General features: G+C 53.9%; 17 protein-coding genes. 9 read left to right on the top strand and 8 right to left on the bottom strand.

All coding sequences use genetic code 11. The features are described from left to right. The first annotated feature begins 132 nt into the window (after positions 1–132). Both ACIPL2_RS00580 and ACIPL2_RS00585 read left to right on the top strand, forming a co-directional pair. Positions 133–570 carry a hypothetical protein gene (locus tag ACIPL2_RS00580; RefSeq protein ID WP_401351884.1) on the top strand — a complete coding sequence of 146 codons (438 nt, stop codon included), beginning with the start codon at positions 133–135 and terminating at the stop codon, positions 568–570. A 118-nt stretch (positions 571–688) separates the two neighbouring features. Next, the gene (locus ACIPL2_RS00585; RefSeq protein ID WP_401351887.1) at positions 689–883 is read left to right on the top strand and encodes a hypothetical protein; all 195 of its coding nucleotides are present in this window, start codon (positions 689–691) and stop codon (positions 881–883) included. Between the two features lie 170 nt (positions 884–1,053). Here the strand turns inward: ACIPL2_RS00585 and ACIPL2_RS00590 are convergent, their stop codons facing one another. Continuing rightward, the gene (locus ACIPL2_RS00590) at positions 1,054–1,455 is read right to left on the bottom strand and encodes a hypothetical protein (RefSeq protein WP_401351890.1); all 402 of its coding nucleotides are present in this window, start codon (positions 1,453–1,455) and stop codon (positions 1,054–1,056) included. A gap of 115 nt (positions 1,456–1,570) precedes the next feature. On the opposite strand from ACIPL2_RS00590, the gene ACIPL2_RS00595 reads away from it, so the two are divergent. Continuing rightward, positions 1,571–1,888, top strand: a complete 318-nt coding sequence (locus ACIPL2_RS00595) for a helix-turn-helix domain-containing protein (protein WP_401351893.1) — start codon at positions 1,571–1,573, stop codon at positions 1,886–1,888. Between the two features lie 228 nt (positions 1,889–2,116). On the opposite strand, the gene ACIPL2_RS00600 is transcribed toward ACIPL2_RS00595, so the two are convergent. The 4 genes from ACIPL2_RS00600 to ACIPL2_RS00615 are packed head-to-tail and all read right to left on the bottom strand — an operon-like array spanning position 2,117 to position 7,481. Then, positions 2,117–2,548 carry a hypothetical protein gene (locus tag ACIPL2_RS00600; protein WP_401351895.1) on the bottom strand — a complete coding sequence of 144 codons (432 nt, stop codon included), beginning with the start codon at positions 2,546–2,548 and terminating at the stop codon, positions 2,117–2,119. Then, a complete protein-coding gene (locus ACIPL2_RS00605) occupies positions 2,541–4,601 on the bottom strand; it encodes an integrase (RefSeq protein ID WP_401351898.1) in 2,061 nt (686 codons plus the stop codon). The genes ACIPL2_RS00600 and ACIPL2_RS00605 overlap by 8 nt, the downstream gene beginning before the upstream one ends. A 4-nt stretch (positions 4,602–4,605) precedes the next feature. Then, complete coding sequence (locus tag ACIPL2_RS00610; protein WP_401351901.1) at positions 4,606–6,273, bottom strand: site-specific integrase; 1,668 nt, start codon at positions 6,271–6,273, stop codon at positions 4,606–4,608. Further along, on the bottom strand, positions 6,270–7,481 hold the full coding sequence (locus ACIPL2_RS00615) for a tyrosine-type recombinase/integrase (RefSeq protein WP_401351904.1): 1,212 nt from the start codon (positions 7,479–7,481) through the stop codon (positions 6,270–6,272). Before ACIPL2_RS00615 ends, ACIPL2_RS00610 begins: the two co-directional genes overlap by 4 nt. Positions 7,482–7,601: 120 nt before the next feature. On the opposite strand from ACIPL2_RS00615, the gene dnaQ reads away from it, so the two are divergent. The 3 genes from dnaQ (at position 7,602) to ACIPL2_RS00630 (ending at position 11,487) form a co-directional block, all read left to right on the top strand. Then, positions 7,602–8,378 (top strand): DNA polymerase III subunit epsilon, encoded by a 777-nt coding sequence (gene dnaQ / locus ACIPL2_RS00620; RefSeq protein WP_401351907.1) that lies wholly within the window; start codon positions 7,602–7,604, stop codon positions 8,376–8,378. Between the two features lie 224 nt (positions 8,379–8,602). Then, positions 8,603–10,858, top strand: coding sequence for an Orn/Lys/Arg decarboxylase N-terminal domain-containing protein (locus tag ACIPL2_RS00625; protein WP_401351910.1), 2,256 nt, complete (start codon positions 8,603–8,605; stop codon positions 10,856–10,858). A 14-nt stretch (positions 10,859–10,872) separates the two neighbouring features. After that, entirely contained in the window at positions 10,873–11,487 is a 615-nt protein-coding gene (locus ACIPL2_RS00630) for a GNAT family N-acetyltransferase (RefSeq protein WP_401351912.1), read from the top strand. Here ACIPL2_RS00630 and ACIPL2_RS00635 read toward each other — a convergent pair. Beyond that, positions 11,453–12,346 carry a LysR family transcriptional regulator gene (locus ACIPL2_RS00635; RefSeq protein WP_401351915.1) on the bottom strand — a complete coding sequence of 298 codons (894 nt, stop codon included), beginning with the start codon at positions 12,344–12,346 and terminating at the stop codon, positions 11,453–11,455. The two genes, ACIPL2_RS00630 and ACIPL2_RS00635, sit on opposite strands and share 35 nt — an antisense overlap. A gap of 88 nt (positions 12,347–12,434) precedes the next feature. After that, the gene (locus ACIPL2_RS00640) at positions 12,435–12,695 is read right to left on the bottom strand and encodes a hypothetical protein (RefSeq protein ID WP_401351918.1); all 261 of its coding nucleotides are present in this window, start codon (positions 12,693–12,695) and stop codon (positions 12,435–12,437) included. 177 nt (positions 12,696–12,872) lie between these two features. Here ACIPL2_RS00640 and ACIPL2_RS00645 point away from each other — a divergent pair, with 177 nt between their 5' ends. Then, positions 12,873–13,433: an NADPH-dependent FMN reductase gene (locus tag ACIPL2_RS00645; RefSeq protein WP_401351920.1), complete on the top strand. Its 561-nt coding sequence runs from the start codon at positions 12,873–12,875 to the stop codon at positions 13,431–13,433. 144 nt (positions 13,434–13,577) lie between these two features. On the opposite strand, the gene ACIPL2_RS00650 is transcribed toward ACIPL2_RS00645, so the two are convergent. Then, positions 13,578–14,237, bottom strand: a complete 660-nt coding sequence (locus tag ACIPL2_RS00650; protein WP_401351922.1) for a TetR/AcrR family transcriptional regulator — start codon at positions 14,235–14,237, stop codon at positions 13,578–13,580. A gap of 55 nt (positions 14,238–14,292) precedes the next feature. Here ACIPL2_RS00650 and ACIPL2_RS00655 point away from each other — a divergent pair, with 55 nt between their 5' ends. After that, complete coding sequence (locus tag ACIPL2_RS00655; protein ID WP_401351925.1) at positions 14,293–15,396, top strand: DUF2855 family protein; 1,104 nt, start codon at positions 14,293–14,295, stop codon at positions 15,394–15,396. A gap of 237 nt (positions 15,397–15,633) precedes the next feature. Continuing rightward, positions 15,634–15,981, top strand: coding sequence for a metalloregulator ArsR/SmtB family transcription factor (locus ACIPL2_RS00660; protein WP_401351927.1), 348 nt, complete (start codon positions 15,634–15,636; stop codon positions 15,979–15,981). The last annotated feature ends 13 nt before the right edge of the window (positions 15,982–15,994 follow it).

The raw sequence follows: 15,994 nt of genomic DNA on the forward strand, positions 1-15,994 counted from the left end.
TTTTTTTTGGAGTTGACGTACTTTGAAGATAGCGTCGAAATACCGCAAAAGCGATCACTTCAATCGTTATGCCGGAGTTTCGTGTACGGTCATTTGACCTATCAAAGTCAACCCACGCAGGAACTCTGAACGATGACCGATAAGCCCGTTGGATGTCGTCCCTATAGCCGGTTTGAAGATGGGTACGAGGATCTTCCACTCGATTCAAACGAGATCGAGGTGCGCCTGGCTATCGCTGACTATGTGATTCGCCGAGTTGCTGGCACACCCACGGGTGAAAGCATTTTCAAGGGGTTGGTCAGGGATTTTGAGAATCGCTACCCACACCATAAATTACTCGCTCTTTATTTGACTAGCCCTGAGTCTTTGGTGCCTGAGGACGGGGACAGTGAGTCAGACGCGGAGGTTGATGACGGCGAGGCTCTCCAAGCACTCGATAAACTCAATAAACTGGATCACGATTTACGGGAAAGATTGCTCCATTGTCATCCAGATCAAGAACCGTGTGGCCCACTCGCAGGATTGAGTTTTGATTTCACTGAACAAGAATCTCGTCTCCGAAAAAAGTGACGTTTTTTTGGATGTTAGGAGGTGATGTCATCCAAAATCCTCGAAACGTGTATCGAATGCGCGGACAAGGTGTCCATCAGGTTTTTTACGTATCGGTGCTTTGAAAAGGTGGCAAAGAATGAGCGCTAAAGTCGATAGCGATACAGCAGCTACTGCCCGAGCCAAGCTTGAGCGTCTACAAAAATCATCCAAGTATCGTAGTTTTTTTAACGTCGATGCTGTTGATGCTTTTAGTAAGGTAGAAGGTACCGCCTTCGCCGGCAATCCCTTGAAGTTCACGAAGATTTTGAGCGATCCATCGCCACGTGACTGATAACCGATGATGTGAAACATCGGAACTAGCTTGGTTCAGGTGGCGAATTTTTGTGGTCGCATCACTGCGGAAAGATTACGTTGTATACCGCATCCGAGTAAGTCAGAGCTGAACGAGCAAGGCAGACCTCCACGACTGAGGCGCAGCCCACCTACAAAAAATCAGTCATATCAGTCCGTTTTGTGGGTGAACAATACCTTAACGTTCGTGAAGTCTATCTCGGTGCTGATGTCCATTGGCGAATACGTCCGCCCCGCAACTGTCAAAATGGGTATTTTCTCTCCACTCTGACCGATCGCTTCGCTCGCCTCCAGAAGAGGCTCCATGCACCACTGACCAGTTTTGTTGACAAAACTAGGGGTGACATAGTGGATAGACCGGATTCGAAAGGAGTCATGCTGCTGTTCAAGGATATCTTTCAGAGAGTCAAACGAAGGGACCATGAGCATCTCACCCACGATCTCCTTGCCTTCACGAACCTCCGCTTGCAGATAAAACCATGGACACATTACCGTCTGTCGAACGAAGGGGCGGGCAAGAAAATCGTCGTTGAATAGGCTGGAAAAGATCATCGATCGTCCATGGTCCCGTTTCATAGCAAACCTCTCCGCATCACAAATGACCAATATATGTTGTAGTCATATATTGTGCAATGAAGCCTTATCGTTCCTTTTGTGAGATTGCAAAATGGAACTGAGAAAAGCATTTGGGGCAACGCTGAGGCAGGTTCGCCTTCAGAAAAGCCTCACGCAGGAGGATTTTGCGCTTGTCAGTAGTCGAACTAATGTCAGCTTGCTCGAGCGAGGTGGCACCAGTCCGACGCTTGATAAGCTCGAAGAGCTGTGCAGCGTTCTAGCCATCCATCCGGTCAGCTTGGTGGCGGCATGCTATATGCGGAAAGAAAACACCGGGGATGTCAGGAGATTCCTATCCCGCGTGCAAGAGGAGCTTCAACTAATGGAGCTGCCATCAAACGTTGACAAAGGGGGCAGGGGTGACATTTGAATCTTTCGTCGTAGGGCGATGGAGTCGATCAATTAGGTAGCAATTTATTCGAATTATCAAAGTGCTAACGGCGGGTTCAAAAATTAGCACCTAGGCCTCCCTCGCGGTGTATTAGTGATGCGGCTATGTCTAAACGCTGTGTGCGAAACCTTGAGGCTGCCTCACTTCGAGATCCAGACGGCGTACTAGGTCAGAAAATACAAGAGTTACTTTCAACGATCACTGAATTCACATTTTGCGTGGCTGTGGTTCACGAATTGTCGGAAGGGGCGCCATCAGTCGCTCTCGTGTAAGGCCTGCAATGGTTGCGTTGTAGATGAGTCTGTTTGCGATTTCGGCCATCCTAGCAAGCTCTGCCTTTAATTCATCATTCTCTGCCTGAAGTCTAGAAATCTTTTTCATGGCATCCAGCGTGCTCCGTGGCCTTGGCATGTCCGAGAGCTTCTGTTTTTCTATCTTAAGATATTGTTTCTTATTTTTATAAGCGACTTTTATCGCTATTTTTTTGTCGAGTGCCTGACGTGTTGGAGGTTTATCCCACCCCAATATGCTTTGTGCAGCAGTGCAGACAGCATTCCAATCCAGCGCATTCTCGACTGCCCAATTACGGATCGTCTGAGCAATTTTTCTTTCATGCTGCTCTGTGATAGTTTTAGGCATTATCGGAACTCCTAAGTAACTCCAGGCAAGCCAGTAGACCATCGCCGTAAGTAATGCGTAGTTTATTCTTGTCTAGCAACTTTACGCCTGCTGCTTCAGCTTTCTCGGACACAATCAATCTTTCATGACTGAAGTCTTCTCCGGCCATTTCGATAGGGCTGCCGTCAGGTATTTCAGGGTTGTGCAGGATGGCAAGCAGTTGGTTGAGTCTATCAATCTGCGGTCCTGCCTTCTCAGTCCAGAGCGAGGCAGCCCGCTCGCCTTCCGCTATCGCCTGTTGTGCGGCCGTGTAAGTCAGTACGAGATTGTCCCGATCCAATTTGATAATTTTGGCGGCTATTCTGTCGCCCTTGCACATAAGTAGTTCTGAGCAATTGAGGCAGTCGGCGAATTTGTTGCAGGGCCCAGCTCTCCAGCTTCGTCGACATATACCATAGCGGCTGCGATGGAATGGCCCTTGACCATAATGCTCTACTTCTTCATTGGAAACAGGTTCCATGGGGGCCTGCTCTTGAGCGGTCCCGAGCAGAACAGCTCCTTTCGAGGCCGCTTTAATCGGGTCGTCGTGCAGGTAAGTGCGTGTCTGCTGTGAATGGGCGCGACTACTCCATTCGGTAAGCATGTCTACTGAGATGCCGCTGCTGCGCCCGAGCCTGTTGAGAAGGTGGCGGAGGGTATGAGATAAAAGCTTTATGTTGCCATAGCCGTTCCTGTTGAAGAAATTCATGGACTCAGCAGCCTTGCCCTCGGTCGCTAAGTGTTGCCCATAGGTGAGATTGGTGTACGGCGCCAATAATACAGGGCTAGTCGTAAGCTTCGCCAACTGTAATCGCCTAAAGCACATCAGGGAATCTGACATTCTGAGAGGTAGTTGCACTGAATTGTATGGAGCTTCTTGGAATGGAAAATGTGGGTTACGTGCGCGGTGTTCGATCAGCACTATTTTCCACAAGGAATCCAGAGTGAATCCTGTCAACGAGTAGCTGTTGGTGTGCTTCTTTATAAAATCCTCACTACTTTTCCGGCTTGCAAAGCCAAGCGCTTTGGCCACTTGATCGCGGCTAAGTTCTTGGTCATCAGGGACATTGGGGCAATCGGTGTGTCGGTAGAAGTGGAGTGGATCAGTCTCCATATAACGCGCTAATAGGCGCCCATCCATGGTGATTTCGCTGAGCCGTTTAATGGCCTCTTTGGTGATCGCAGACATTGTCTTCGGGATAGCCTTGCGGGCGAAGTGTCGCGACTTCGGTACCCAGTATGCCAGGTAGTATTGAAGATCCCCATTTTTGTCCATGGCCTCGTGCAAGCAATCAGTACGAAGGCGCAGAGTCTCACCAATTCGCATAGGTGCGCTTAATAGAATCCCTGTTACGCAAGTAACCATTATATCGCTGTCCTCTTGCGATGCATTTGTGCCTTGCGAAAACACCTCGGCAATGGCCAATAGTGTGTCTTGTTCCGGTGCTTTCTTCGATCTCGCTTCGTTCGGTGCATTTGTCCCGTTCGCGGCGTTATAACCATTCAAGCGCCGGTAAGGATGCTTCCAGAAGCTCGGGTCGACCGTTAGTATGCAAAAATCTGCAAGTGTCTTCAAAATGGTGAGGATGAAACAACAGGTTTCTTGGCGAGTGGTTAAAGGTTCAAGGGTGCTTACCGCCGCTTCCCAGTGACGTTGCCCAAACTTAGTGATATCGGGCACTAACATGTCTTGGCGTAATACGTATTCTATCGTCCGAAGCGCTAGCATCTCGGCCTGGCCTCTTTTTTGTGGGCGCAGAGTACATTTATAGCGTAAATAAGCTTTGGCAACCTCGGCAAATTCAGGATGCATCACTTGGTGCTTTTCGGGGTATCTGCTGGGATGCAAATTTCGGTGTTCAAAGCAAGTGAAACGGATGGCAGTATCTGTTGTTGGCCATCTGACTGAGTCCCAAGCGAAACCTTCCAGATCAGCCCAAAGCGTCAGGCTTTCTCTTGCCATAACAATGAAGTCGCGAAGATTCTGCTGAGCAGACAGCTCGTGTTTTGGAGTGAAATTAACGATTTTGCTCATAGGTTCATCGCCCTTTTTCGATAGTGCGCGCATTGCAACGGGCAATGCAATTTTCTACAGCGTGGATGTCAGCTGAGAGATCTATAGGGATTAGAAGATTTCTCGAGCCTCCAATTTTAATTACTTGTTTTTCGGCTGCTTGTCGCTGTATCAGCGCCTCTAGTACCTCCTGATGTGGCGCATCGACAAAAGGTTCGAAATGTTTGCAGCGGTAGCAGGGAATAGGTATTGAGGTTGTTGCGCAAAAGCTGAGTTTTCCACAGTGACCTACACTTTTGAGTTTCCCTTCGTGGTCGAACTCCAACTTGCTAGATTGATCTCTAGGTCTAGAAACCTGATCGGTGGAGTCGATTAAAGTTCCTGCAAACGCCATTGCAAATGGTGCTAATGCTGGTGCCATTGCTTCGTCCAGTTGCCGCGCTTGTTCGGCAGGATCGTTGTAATAGGCGGCCAGAGAATGCTCAGACGAATGCCCCAGCCAGTGAGAAAGCATGTGATGGGGTATGCCCTGTCGAGCGAGCTGTCTTGCACGGGTATGGCGCATTCGTGTGGCACTCACAACCATTGCTTGGCCAGTGCGAGCGCTGATCGGTGGCTTTGCAGGTAACAATCGGTAGGATTTTGATGCACCATAGCTGCTAATCGGAGAGTTACCTGCCCATCTGAGAATGTAAGAAATACAAGACTTCCGCAGATGAAATAGCTCGCTGTCTAGGTTTTCTAAAATATTGATTTGAAGTTGACCTGCAATTATTTTTAGAGCCTGCTTGGCGCGCGGCTCGCTGCAAAATAGAGGTAGTTTGTTAAGTTGATCGTGCGTGAGAGAAAATCCCAAGATATTCTCGTAGAGGGATTTGACCTCCCGACATTGAATATGGCATAGATCCCACAAGTGGTCGGCGAGAGGATGGGGTTCGAATTTACTGTCGCGAAAACCTGTTACTGAAGTTGAGTCTTTTGCACCCGGAAAAAAAATGAATTTTCCCTTAAGTCCAGTGTTGTTCGATTCAGCATGTTTCCGGATATCTCCGATTTTAAGATATGCGATCTGTATAGGTCTTCGTGCGTACTGCATCGATAGCAGTTTGATGAGCGTCACCTGCGTGCCGGAAATACCCTTGTCATAATTATTCCATACAGCTCCCAGCAAGCATTCATACTCTTGTTCGGTAAGCCAGCTTTTTGTTGGGTCGTCTGAAAGTACGTTACGTGGTCCTGCGCGCTTGGGATTAGTGTCCTTTAACAATCGCAGCGCATCTGTACTGATCACCGTATTATCACGTTCTTGCCATAGCAGGAAAAATTCAACGATTGCCCACTTGCTTCTATGAAACGATGGGCAGGTCAAGGCTTTTGCTATCCAGTTAGTGTCAAAGGAACTGGTGGGGTATGTTTTTAATCCTCTTGCCAGCGCTGAGATGATCCCTCTGTAAGTGCATTTCGCATAACAGCCATTGCTCGAAAATAATATTAAGTGCTGTTTGAATGACTCTTTTAGTGATGGGTTGAGTTTCATTAGTGCCTTGGTGAAAATAAATCTATCCTGACCTGTATGAACAAGAACATCGCCACCCCAATAAAGTTGCATATTTTGCAAGTCTGAACGCTCAGTGCGCGTGAGATCGGAATCAAAAAACATAGGTGTGTCTGTTAACGAAGCTTTAATTTTCATTTTGAAATCCGTGAAGTGTCAGACGCGATTTTTCGGCCTATTTCATTTGATTTTTCTTCAATATGGCGGCTGTCGTAGCGCCTTGACATGGGCGAACCTGGTACCCAACCCATCAGTTGTTCCCTAATAACCCTCTCTTCCTCAAATGGGATGCCTTCTCTATCTGCTAGCTGAGAAAAGCGATAATTCCAGTCGTGTCGTAGGAGATGAGGATGAATAGGAGTAAGTGCATAAAACACTTGTTTGAGGTTGGCAAGTCCTGTGCTGAATGATGTCTTGGGAAGCGCATTTCCCTGGCTGCGCCCACCGCGATGGACGACAAAAATAAAGCTTTCTTCCAAGAATCCTACGTTTAATATTTCTGCTCGCCAGTTGTCTCGATACTCAATCAGCTGCTCTTCGAGGCACTTCGAGATCGGTACCCTGCGGCCCATAGTTTTAGCAACTGGTTGATTTAACCGAGTATCTAACTCATCATGGTGGTTGCGCTCAATGTCTAAGTACGCGCTATCACCGCCACCGGCTTCGATGAAATGCCTGAGTTTCAGGCTTAACAGTTCGCCGAATCGCATTCCAGTTTCGTATAGAACACGCAGCATCAAAACATTGCGAAGTCTAGCGCCTGAGTTTCGTACTTGCTGAAGGCTCTCAAAGGGGCTGTCGAACAGATCTAGTAGCCGATTATGAGTTTCGGCAGGTAGTTTCAACGCGACAATCCGTTGCTCCCTTCCGGCTCTCGATCCTGCCCTGCGCCTTTTTCTTCGGAGAAGCATGGTGTGTTGCTCCTCAACGGCATTCCTTACCTTGTCTGTGTTGGAGTCGGTTATAACTTGCTGCGTGAGCCAGCGAATGTATCCAGATGCATAGGAAAGATACGTGTTGTACTTAGTGCTGCTGATGACCTCTCCCTTACCTCGAGACTTACTGGCACGCAGATAACTCGTTAGATCATCAATCTCCGCAGCGCTGAGAAATTTGCGGTTGTGGAAATTCATGGCCAGGTCGATTTTCCTGCTGGACTCCCATTCACAGACTCTTTTGAGCGCTGCAAGGTATACCTTTTGAGTTTCGTGAGTAGTGACGGACCTGAGCGAGCGGACAATGAAAGCGGTTGGGTAAAATAAAGGAAAGCCTGGGGCATCTGCTTCGTAGAGTTGAGAGAACCGTTCGCCGCCACTCGCAATGAAGGTCTTAACCGTATAATTCATATTTACACCTCGGCGTAGTGGAAGAGAATGTCAACTGCTGTTTACGACTGATCGTACGTTCGTGCGGCGATTTTCTGACGATATGTTAAGATTTAACGCGTATTTAGAGGCGACGATGCGATGACGGTTAACAAAACTATAGCTAACAGGATGGTAGTACTCGATACCGAAACCACCGGCATGCCGGTGACCGACGGCCACCGGATTATCGAAATCGGTTGTGTCGAGTTGATCGGTCGGCGCCTGACGGGCCGGCATTTCCACGTTTACCTGCAACCGGATCGCGAAAGTGACGAAGGCGCCATCGGCGTCCACGGCATCACCAACGAATTCCTGGTGGGCAAACCGCGTTTCACCGAAGTGGCCGATGAGTTTTTCGAATTCATCAAGGGCGCACAGCTGATCATCCATAACGCGGCGTTCGACGTTGGTTTCATCAACAACGAATTCGCCCTGATGGGCCAGCACGATCGCGCGGACATCACCCAGCACTGCTCGATCCTCGACACCTTGATGATGGCCCGGGAACGTCACCCCGGGCAGCGCAACAGCCTCGATGCCTTGTGCAAACGCTATGGCGTCGACAACTCCGGCCGTGAACTCCACGGCGCCTTGCTCGACTCCGAGATTCTCGCCGACGTTTACCTGACCATGACCGGTGGCCAGACCAGCCTGTCCCTGGCCGGTAATGCGTCCGATGGCAATGGTTCCGGTGAAGGCGCGGACAACTCGGCGACCGAAATCCGCCGCTTGCCGGCTGACCGTCAGCCGACTCGGATCATCCCCGCCAGCGAAGACGACCTGGCGCAACACGTGGCCCGTCTGGAAGCTATCGCCAAATCGGCCGGCGCTCCGTCGTTGTGGCAGCAATTGGCCGAGGCCAAGGCTCAGGCGTAGACCCTTCGAAAAAGATCGCAGCCTCGTTTCACTCGACAGCTCCTACAAGGGAATGCGTAACCCTGTAGGAGCTGTCGAGTAAAACGAGGCTGCGATCTTTTGATCTTAAGCGTGCCGCCCCCCAACGACCCATTTCAGTGCATGACACTCGCCACATCCGCCTCAACCCTCTACCCTGAGGTGATTGGCAGGCCACAACCTGCCGCCTCAGGACACTGAGCCTCATGTATAAAGATTTGAAATTCCCGGTCCTGATCGTCCATCGCGACATCAAGGCCGACACCGTTGCCGGCGATCGCGTGCGTGGCATCGCCCGTGAGCTGGAGCAGGAAGGCTTCAGCATCGTCTCGGCGGTGAATTACACCGAAGGGCGCCTGGTCGCGTCGACCCATCACGGCCTCTCCTGCATGTTGATTGCCTCCGAAGACGCCAGCACCCACTCGCATTTGTTACAGAATATGGCCGAATTGATCGGCCTTGCGCGGGTTCGAGCGCCGGATTTGCCGATCTTCGCCCTGGGCGAGCAAGTGACCCTGGAAAACGCGCCCGCCGACGCCATGGCTGAACTCAATCAGCTGCGCGGCATCCTTTATCTGTTCGAAGACACCGTGCCATTCCTCGCCCGTCAGGTAGCCCGCGCCGCGCGCAAATACCTGGACGGTCTGTTGCCGCCGTTTTTCAAGGCGCTGGTGCAGCACACCGCCGACTCCAATTATTCGTGGCACACGCCCGGGCATGGTGGCGGCGTGGCGTATCACAAGAGCCCCGTGGGGCAGGCGTTTCACCAGTTCTTCGGCGAAAACACCCTGCGATCGGATTTGTCGGTGTCGGTGCCGGAACTCGGTTCGCTGCTCGATCACACCGGGCCGCTGGCGGAAGCGGAAGCCCGTGCGGCGCGCAACTTCGGCGCCGATCACACCTTTTTCGTGATCAATGGCACCTCAACCGCGAACAAGATCGTCTGGCACTCGATGGTTGCTCGCGACGATCTGGTACTGGTGGATCGCAACTGCCACAAGTCGGTGCTGCACTCGATCATCATGACCGGCGCGATTCCGTTGTACCTGTGCCCTGAGCGCAATGAACTGGGGATTATCGGCCCGATCCCGCTCAGCGAATTCAGCCGCGAATCTATCCAGGCCAAAATCGACGCCAGCCCGCTGACCAAGGGCCGGGCGCCCAAGGTCAAACTCGCGGTGGTGACCAATTCGACGTATGACGGCCTGTGCTACAACGCTGAGCTGATCAAGCAGCAACTGGGCAACAGCGTCGAGGTGCTGCATTTCGACGAAGCCTGGTACGCCTACGCGGCGTTTCACGAGTTCTTCGCCGGGCGTTATGGCATGGGCACTTCGCGCAGTGACGATGGCCCGCTGGTGTTCAGCACCCATTCCACGCACAAACTGCTGGCAGCGTTCAGCCAGGCCTCGATGATTCATGTCCAGGACGGCGGTGCACGGCAGCTGGACCGGGATCGCTTCAACGAAGCGTTCATGATGCACATCTCGACTTCGCCGCAGTACAGCATCATCGCTTCGCTGGATGTGGCGTCGGCGATGATGGAAGGCCCGGCGGGGCGTTCGCTGTTGCAGGAAATGTTCGACGAGGCCCTGAGTTTTCGCCGGGCGCTGGCCAATCTGCGTCAGCACATCGCCGCGGACGACTGGTGGTTTTCCATCTGGCAGCCGCCATCGGTGGAAGGCATCGACCGTGTGATTACCGAAGACTGGCTGCTGCAACCCGATGCCGACTGGCACGGCTTTGGCGGCGTAACGGACGATTATGTGCTGCTCGATCCGATCAAAGTCACCCTGGTGATGCCGGGCCTGACCGCCGGCGGTGCCTTGAGCGAGCGCGGGATTCCGGCTGCCGTCGTCAGCAAATTCCTTTGGGAGCGTGGGCTGGTGGTCGAGAAGACCGGTTTGTATTCGTTCCTGGTGCTGTTTTCCATGGGCATCACCAAAGGCAAATGGAGCACGCTGCTGACCGAATTGCTGGAGTTCAAACGCAGCTACGACGCCAACGTCAGCCTGGCGAGTTGCCTGCCGTGCGTGGCGCAAGAGAACGTTGCGCGTTATCAAGGCATGGGCCTGCGCGATCTGTGCGATCAATTGCACGCCTGTTATCGCAGCAATGCCACGGCCAAACACCTCAAGCGCATGTATACCGTGCTACCGGAAATCGCCATGAAGCCAGCGGACGCCTATGATCAGTTGGTGCGTGGTGAAGTTGAAGCCGTGTCGATCGATGCCCTGGATGGGCGAATCGCCGCGGTGATGCTGGTGCCGTACCCGCCGGGGATCCCGTTGATCATGCCCGGCGAGCGTTTTACCGAATCGACCCGTTCGATCAACGATTACCTGGCGTTTGCCCGTACGTTCGACAGCAGCTTTCCAGGGTTTGTCGCCGATGTGCACGGCTTGCAACACGAAGATGAGGGCAATGGGCGGCATTACACCGTCGATTGCATCAAGGAATGAGGACCTTTCCCAGTATGCAACCGGTTATGAATCCGAAATACCCAGGGCTGTCGGTGCGCGTTGCCGACGACGGCTTCGCAGCCTACATCTGGGGCAGTGATTTCAGTTTTGAAGTCGCCGCCTATGGCGCCGCCGAAATCGGCAGGCCGGTGGAGCAGTGGCCGGTCACGCCGATCACCCCTTATCGAAAGTGCTACGGCATTGATCCCGAGGAATTCAGCAGTTTCCGCGATGCGGCCGACAGCGAGATCTTCATGGCGTATCTCGATGATGAGCCGGTGGGTCACCTGGTGGTCAGCACCAACTGGAACGGCTTTGCTCATATCGACGAACTGGCGGTGCATGCACCGGCTCGCCGGCATGGCGTGGCCAAGGCGTTGCTGGACGTGGCGCAGTTCTGGAGTCGCAAGAAAAAACTGCCGGGGATCATGCTCGAAACCCAGAACAACAACCTGGGCGCCTGTCGATTGTATGAGCGCTGCGGTTACGTCGTGGGCGGGGTCGATCATCTGCGTTATCGCGGCATCGACCCAAACACCGCTGAAGTGGCGCTGTTCTGGTATCGCTTGTTCGATAACCCGCTGGAAAACCCGTTCAGCTCGCCAGCATCGCCGCGGCTTGTTCCGTAACGATGTCGAGCAAGGCCTGAACGGCCGGGGTGGGTTCGCCGTTCTTCAGGGTCAACGCATAGAGGCTGATCTGTACTGCCGGCGCGAGTGGGCAGGCATCCAGTCCGGCCGATTTGGCGCCAAGGGCGGTGAAGGGGTCGACGATGGCCAGGCCTTCGCCGGCCTCGACCATGCTGCGCATCATCTGGTGAGTCTGGACCCGGGTCTGGATGACCGGGGCAGGGCGCAGGGTGTGCATTTTGTGGTCGAGCGCCGGACTCAGCGGATCATGACCTTCCAGCCCGACCATCGACTGGCCGGCGAGGTCTTGCAACGAGATGTACTTCTGTTTCGGTTGCAACCAGCCGTGGGGCGCCAGCAGCTGCAATTTGCCCTGGGCAATCACCTGGCAGTGAATGTCGGCGTGATCGGGATCGTGCAGGCTCAGGCCCAGATTGCTTTCACGCAGCAGCAGGCTTCTGACGATGTCGCGGGTGGGTTGGCTCAGGAGGCTGCAAGGTACGTCGGGCAAGCGTCGACGTAGCGCAGCAATGCTCTGTGGCAACAGCTGTTGTGCCAGAGGCGGCGTGCAAATGATGCGTAGCGGCGGGGCCTGATATTGCTTGAGGCTATTGGCCAGGCGCTGCACCGGTTCGAGCGCGTCATAGACGTGGGCGATTTCAACCTGCAATTCCCGCGCCTCGCGCGTGGCCTGCAGGCGTCCACGCACGCTGGAAAACAGCATGAAACCCAACTGATCCTCGGCGTCGCGCAGAATGCGTTCGACCTCGGCCACCGGCAACTGCAACCATTCGGCAGCGGTGCCCAGGTGACCGGTCTGCAAGAGAGCCTGGATCACTTCGATATGACGTAAACGCATGCGTGAAGTCCATGTTCAGCAGGTGAGGGAGTCAGTGGCTGAATCCTACCCCAAGTCCGCGCATATGACTTCTGCTCATAACACTGGGTTATGAAGCGACGTTGGTTTCCGGCACACCCGTAACGTAGGTATCGGGTTCACGCACGATCGTGACGTCCGATTGGACCAGCAGGAACTGGTTTTCATCGAGCTTCTTGACGCGATCGCCAATGGCCAGCTTATAAGTGGTGACAGGCACCGAGCCGGTGAGACCGTCTGCCGACGGGATGGATTCCTGGAACTCATGCACGGAATAAACGCGGCCTTCCGCGTCTCTTGCATGGAACTGACCGACGAGTACTGCTGCCATCTGTTTAGAACCTCTGGAGATAAATCACTCAATTTGCGGCTCTGTAGACCGTGGTTGGGCGAGGTAAGTTTTCCTACAGGAAAAAAATAGTCAGGGGCGGTGATTTTAAGCCGTCCGCTGGGTGAATCGTCATCTATAACTACAAGTTCTTTCTATTCGGACAGTCGAGAAACTTCCATGAGCAACGTCTATACGATCGCCGTTCTGGTCGGCAGCTTGAGAAAGGAATCGATCAATCGCAAGGTGGCGCTGGCCCTGGCCGACCTGGCGCCTGCCAATCTTAAGCTCAATATCGTCGAAATTGGCGATCTGCCGCTCTACAACGAAGACATCGATGGTGCTTCACCGCCGGCAGCCTACAGCACTTTTCGGCAACAGGTGAGTTCATCCGACGCGGTGCTGTTCGTCACGCCGGAATACAACCGTTCGGTGCCGGCGCCCTTGAAGAATGCGATTGACGTGGGTTCGCGCCCCTACGGCAAGAGCGCCTGGAGCGGCAAGCCCGGCGCGGTGATCAGTGTTTCACCGGGGGCGGTCGGCGGTTTTGGCGCCAACCACCACCTGCGCCAGTCGATGGTTTTCCTCGATGTGCCGTGCATGCAGCAGCCGGAAGCGTACATCAGCGGCGCCGGCACAGCGTTCGACGAAACGGGCAAGTTGTCCGAGTCGCTCAAGCCGTTCCTGCAAAAATTCATCGATGCTTACGGGCAATGGGTCGAGCAGCACAAGAAAGAGTGAACAACCGCTGTACCTGTACCTGTAGGAGCAGAGCTTGCTCGCGAAGAGGCCATCACATCCAACATCCATGTGGACTGATACACCGCTTTCGCGAGCAAGCTCTGCTCCTACAGGTACAGGTACAGGTACGGGTGGGGCGGGGGATTACGGCGAGTTCAGCAATCGGCTACAGATCATCGTTTGCATTTCCGACAACCATGCGGCGGCTTGCTCTGCCGTCGCTTGCGTCATGACGCAATACCGACGCCCGCCCCACGCCATGATCACCCAGGCGTCAATGGTTGCTGCTGACGGTTGTGTGGGCAAGTCGCTACAGGCCGCAAAGGCTTCACGCCATTTTTGCGACAGCTCCTGGTACACCCGTCGATGATGTTTGGATTCGGCGATCTGGTGTTCAAGCGCCAGCACTTCATGGTTAAACAGCGGTTGCCCGGCATCGCCAGGGTCGCAGGTCAGGCGTATCAGGCGTTCGATTCGGGTTGGCCAGTCCAGGTCGTTCGCTTGTATGACCTGTTCATCCAGGCGCGCTAGCAACGCATCCAGACAACGTCGGATGTAACCCGACAGCAAGGCTTCCTTGCTCGGGAAATAATCGTACAGCGTGCCAATGGCAACGCCGGCTTCCAGCGCCACCTCGCGAGTGGTCAACTCCGACCAGCCATCGCGCTGCCAAATCCGAACAAAGGCCTCGTAAATGGCCTCGACGGTAAAAATCGCCCGCGCCTGACGCGGCCGTTTCAGCGGCTTTGCGCGGGGATTAAGGGTCGGGGCGTTGCCCCTGGAGTTTCCGAACCCGCTCTTCATCGGCTGCCACTACTCTGGTGCTACCCGCCACATCGTCATAGCAGGAGTCTGAAAGATGCAAAGCCCAGGCACGGTAACACGGCTGATCACGCGCAAAAACGCCCTCGATGAAAGCCGAATCGAGCAGGAGCAACGTAGCCTGATTGCGAATCCCGGAGAGGTGATCGTCAAGATTGACCGGTGTGCATTGACCACCAACAACATTACCTACGCCGCTTATGGCAACTCGATGAACTACTGGGGGTTCTTTCCTACAGGGTTGGCAGACTGGGGCCACGTCCCGGCATGGGGCTTTGCCGATGTCATTGCTTCAACGGTTGAGGGCGTAGAAGTCGGAGAGCGCTTCTACGGCTATTTCCCGATTGCCAGCCATCTGTGGATGCGCCCGGAGCGGGTGACTGAACGTGGGTTTTACGATGCTGCCGAGCATCGGCAAGGTTTGACCTCGGCTTACAACCAATACACCCGTTGCAGTTGGGATTCGTACTACAGCCCCGCGACCGAAAACCTGCAGATTTTACTCAAACCGCTGTTTCTGACCTCGTCGATGCTGGCGGACTTCCTACAGGACAAACAGTTCTTTGGCGCGACTCGACTGGTGTTCTCCAGCGCTTCAAGCAAAACCGCCTACGGCACGGCGGTGTGTCTGGACAACCATCCCGGCCTGGAGCGCGTGGCGCTGACGTCTGCGGGGAACAAGGCGTTTGTCGAAAAGCTCGGTTGTTATGAGCGAACGGTGTCGTACGCGGAATTGGCGAGCCTGGAAAATGACCGTCCAACCCTTTATGTGGATTTTTCCGGCGACCTGGATCTACGTGACCGGGTGCACCAGCATTTTGCCGGGCAGCTGGTTTACAGCTGCTTTGCCGGATCGGCGCAAAGTACCGGTGAAGCTCGGCTGACAGCCATCGAGGGGCCTCAACCGGTGTTCTTTTTCGCGCCGATCCAGATCCGCAAGCGCAATGCCGACTGGGGCCCGGAAGGCGTCAGTCGGCATATCGGCGAGGGCTTGCAGCAGTTTTATCGACAGGTGACTTCGGTAGAAAACCCATTGCTGGAAGTGGTTGAGAGCAAGGGCTATGAAGCGGCGCAGAAGGTCATTTCCCGACTGTTTCATGGCCAGGCCGCCCCGATGGAAGGGCATGTAATCCGTTTTTAAACCCACCAAAGACCTCTGTAGCAGCTGGCGAAGCCTGCGTTCGGCGGCGAAGCCGTCGTAAAATCAGGCCGCGCGGTGTATCAGGAAAACCTCGCGAGCAGGATTTACGACGGCTTCGCCGCCGAACGCAGGCTTCGCCAGCGGCTACATAAGGCGCGGTGTTTTTCAGTCTTTGCTTTACTGCATATTCGAAATTCCATATATTCACGCCTCGTTTGTCCAGAGGCGTGTTCCCTCATGTCCGATCCTCGTGGTCCCGTCGATGTTTTCAAGGCCCTGGCCGATGACACGCGCAGTCGTATCGCGCTGCTGATCGCCCGTGAAGGCGAGTTGTGCGTGTGCGAGCTGACCGCCGGGCTCGACCTCAGTCAACCGAAGATCTCGCGTCATCTGGCGCAATTGCGCAGCAACGGGTTGCTGGCGGATCGTCGTCAGGGCCAGTGGGTTTTTTATCGCCTGCACCCACAACTATCACCTTGGGTCATCACCCTGTTGCAGGGCGCGCTGGCCGCCAACGTTGAATGGCTCGCCGCCGATGTCGCCCGTTTGCAAGCGATGGCTGATCGGCCGGTTCGCTGCTGCTGATTTTCTCCACTCT

The organism is Pseudomonas sp. NPDC086251, assembly GCF_044746405.1.
Lineage (GTDB): Bacteria > Pseudomonadota > Gammaproteobacteria > Pseudomonadales > Pseudomonadaceae > Aquipseudomonas.

What these genes read in the sequence shown, in the direction of transcription:
- ACIPL2_RS00580 (WP_401351884.1), top strand. Translation starts at nt 133, where the DNA reads ATGACCGATAAGCCCGTTGGATGTCGTCCCTATAGCCGGTTTGAAGAT.
- ACIPL2_RS00585 (WP_401351887.1), top strand. Translation starts at nt 689, where the DNA reads ATGAGCGCTAAAGTCGATAGCGATACAGCAGCTACTGCCCGAGCCAAG.
- ACIPL2_RS00590 (WP_401351890.1), bottom strand. Translation starts at nt 1,455, where the DNA reads ATGATCTTTTCCAGCCTATTCAACGACGATTTTCTTGCCCGCCCCTTC.
- ACIPL2_RS00595 (WP_401351893.1), top strand. Translation starts at nt 1,571, where the DNA reads ATGGAACTGAGAAAAGCATTTGGGGCAACGCTGAGGCAGGTTCGCCTT.
- ACIPL2_RS00600 (WP_401351895.1), bottom strand. Translation starts at nt 2,548, where the DNA reads ATGCCTAAAACTATCACAGAGCAGCATGAAAGAAAAATTGCTCAGACG.
- ACIPL2_RS00605 (WP_401351898.1), bottom strand. Translation starts at nt 4,601, where the DNA reads ATGAGCAAAATCGTTAATTTCACTCCAAAACACGAGCTGTCTGCTCAG.
- ACIPL2_RS00610 (WP_401351901.1), bottom strand. Translation starts at nt 6,273, where the DNA reads ATGAAAATTAAAGCTTCGTTAACAGACACACCTATGTTTTTTGATTCC.
- ACIPL2_RS00615 (WP_401351904.1), bottom strand. Translation starts at nt 7,481, where the DNA reads ATGAATTATACGGTTAAGACCTTCATTGCGAGTGGCGGCGAACGGTTC.
- dnaQ (WP_401351907.1), top strand. Translation starts at nt 7,602, where the DNA reads ATGACGGTTAACAAAACTATAGCTAACAGGATGGTAGTACTCGATACC.
- ACIPL2_RS00625 (WP_401351910.1), top strand. Translation starts at nt 8,603, where the DNA reads ATGTATAAAGATTTGAAATTCCCGGTCCTGATCGTCCATCGCGACATC.
- ACIPL2_RS00630 (WP_401351912.1), top strand. Translation starts at nt 10,873, where the DNA reads ATGCAACCGGTTATGAATCCGAAATACCCAGGGCTGTCGGTGCGCGTT.
- ACIPL2_RS00635 (WP_401351915.1), bottom strand. Translation starts at nt 12,346, where the DNA reads ATGCGTTTACGTCATATCGAAGTGATCCAGGCTCTCTTGCAGACCGGT.
- ACIPL2_RS00640 (WP_401351918.1), bottom strand. Translation starts at nt 12,695, where the DNA reads ATGGCAGCAGTACTCGTCGGTCAGTTCCATGCAAGAGACGCGGAAGGC.
- ACIPL2_RS00645 (WP_401351920.1), top strand. Translation starts at nt 12,873, where the DNA reads ATGAGCAACGTCTATACGATCGCCGTTCTGGTCGGCAGCTTGAGAAAG.
- ACIPL2_RS00650 (WP_401351922.1), bottom strand. Translation starts at nt 14,237, where the DNA reads ATGAAGAGCGGGTTCGGAAACTCCAGGGGCAACGCCCCGACCCTTAAT.
- ACIPL2_RS00655 (WP_401351925.1), top strand. Translation starts at nt 14,293, where the DNA reads ATGCAAAGCCCAGGCACGGTAACACGGCTGATCACGCGCAAAAACGCC.
- ACIPL2_RS00660 (WP_401351927.1), top strand. Translation starts at nt 15,634, where the DNA reads ATGTCCGATCCTCGTGGTCCCGTCGATGTTTTCAAGGCCCTGGCCGAT.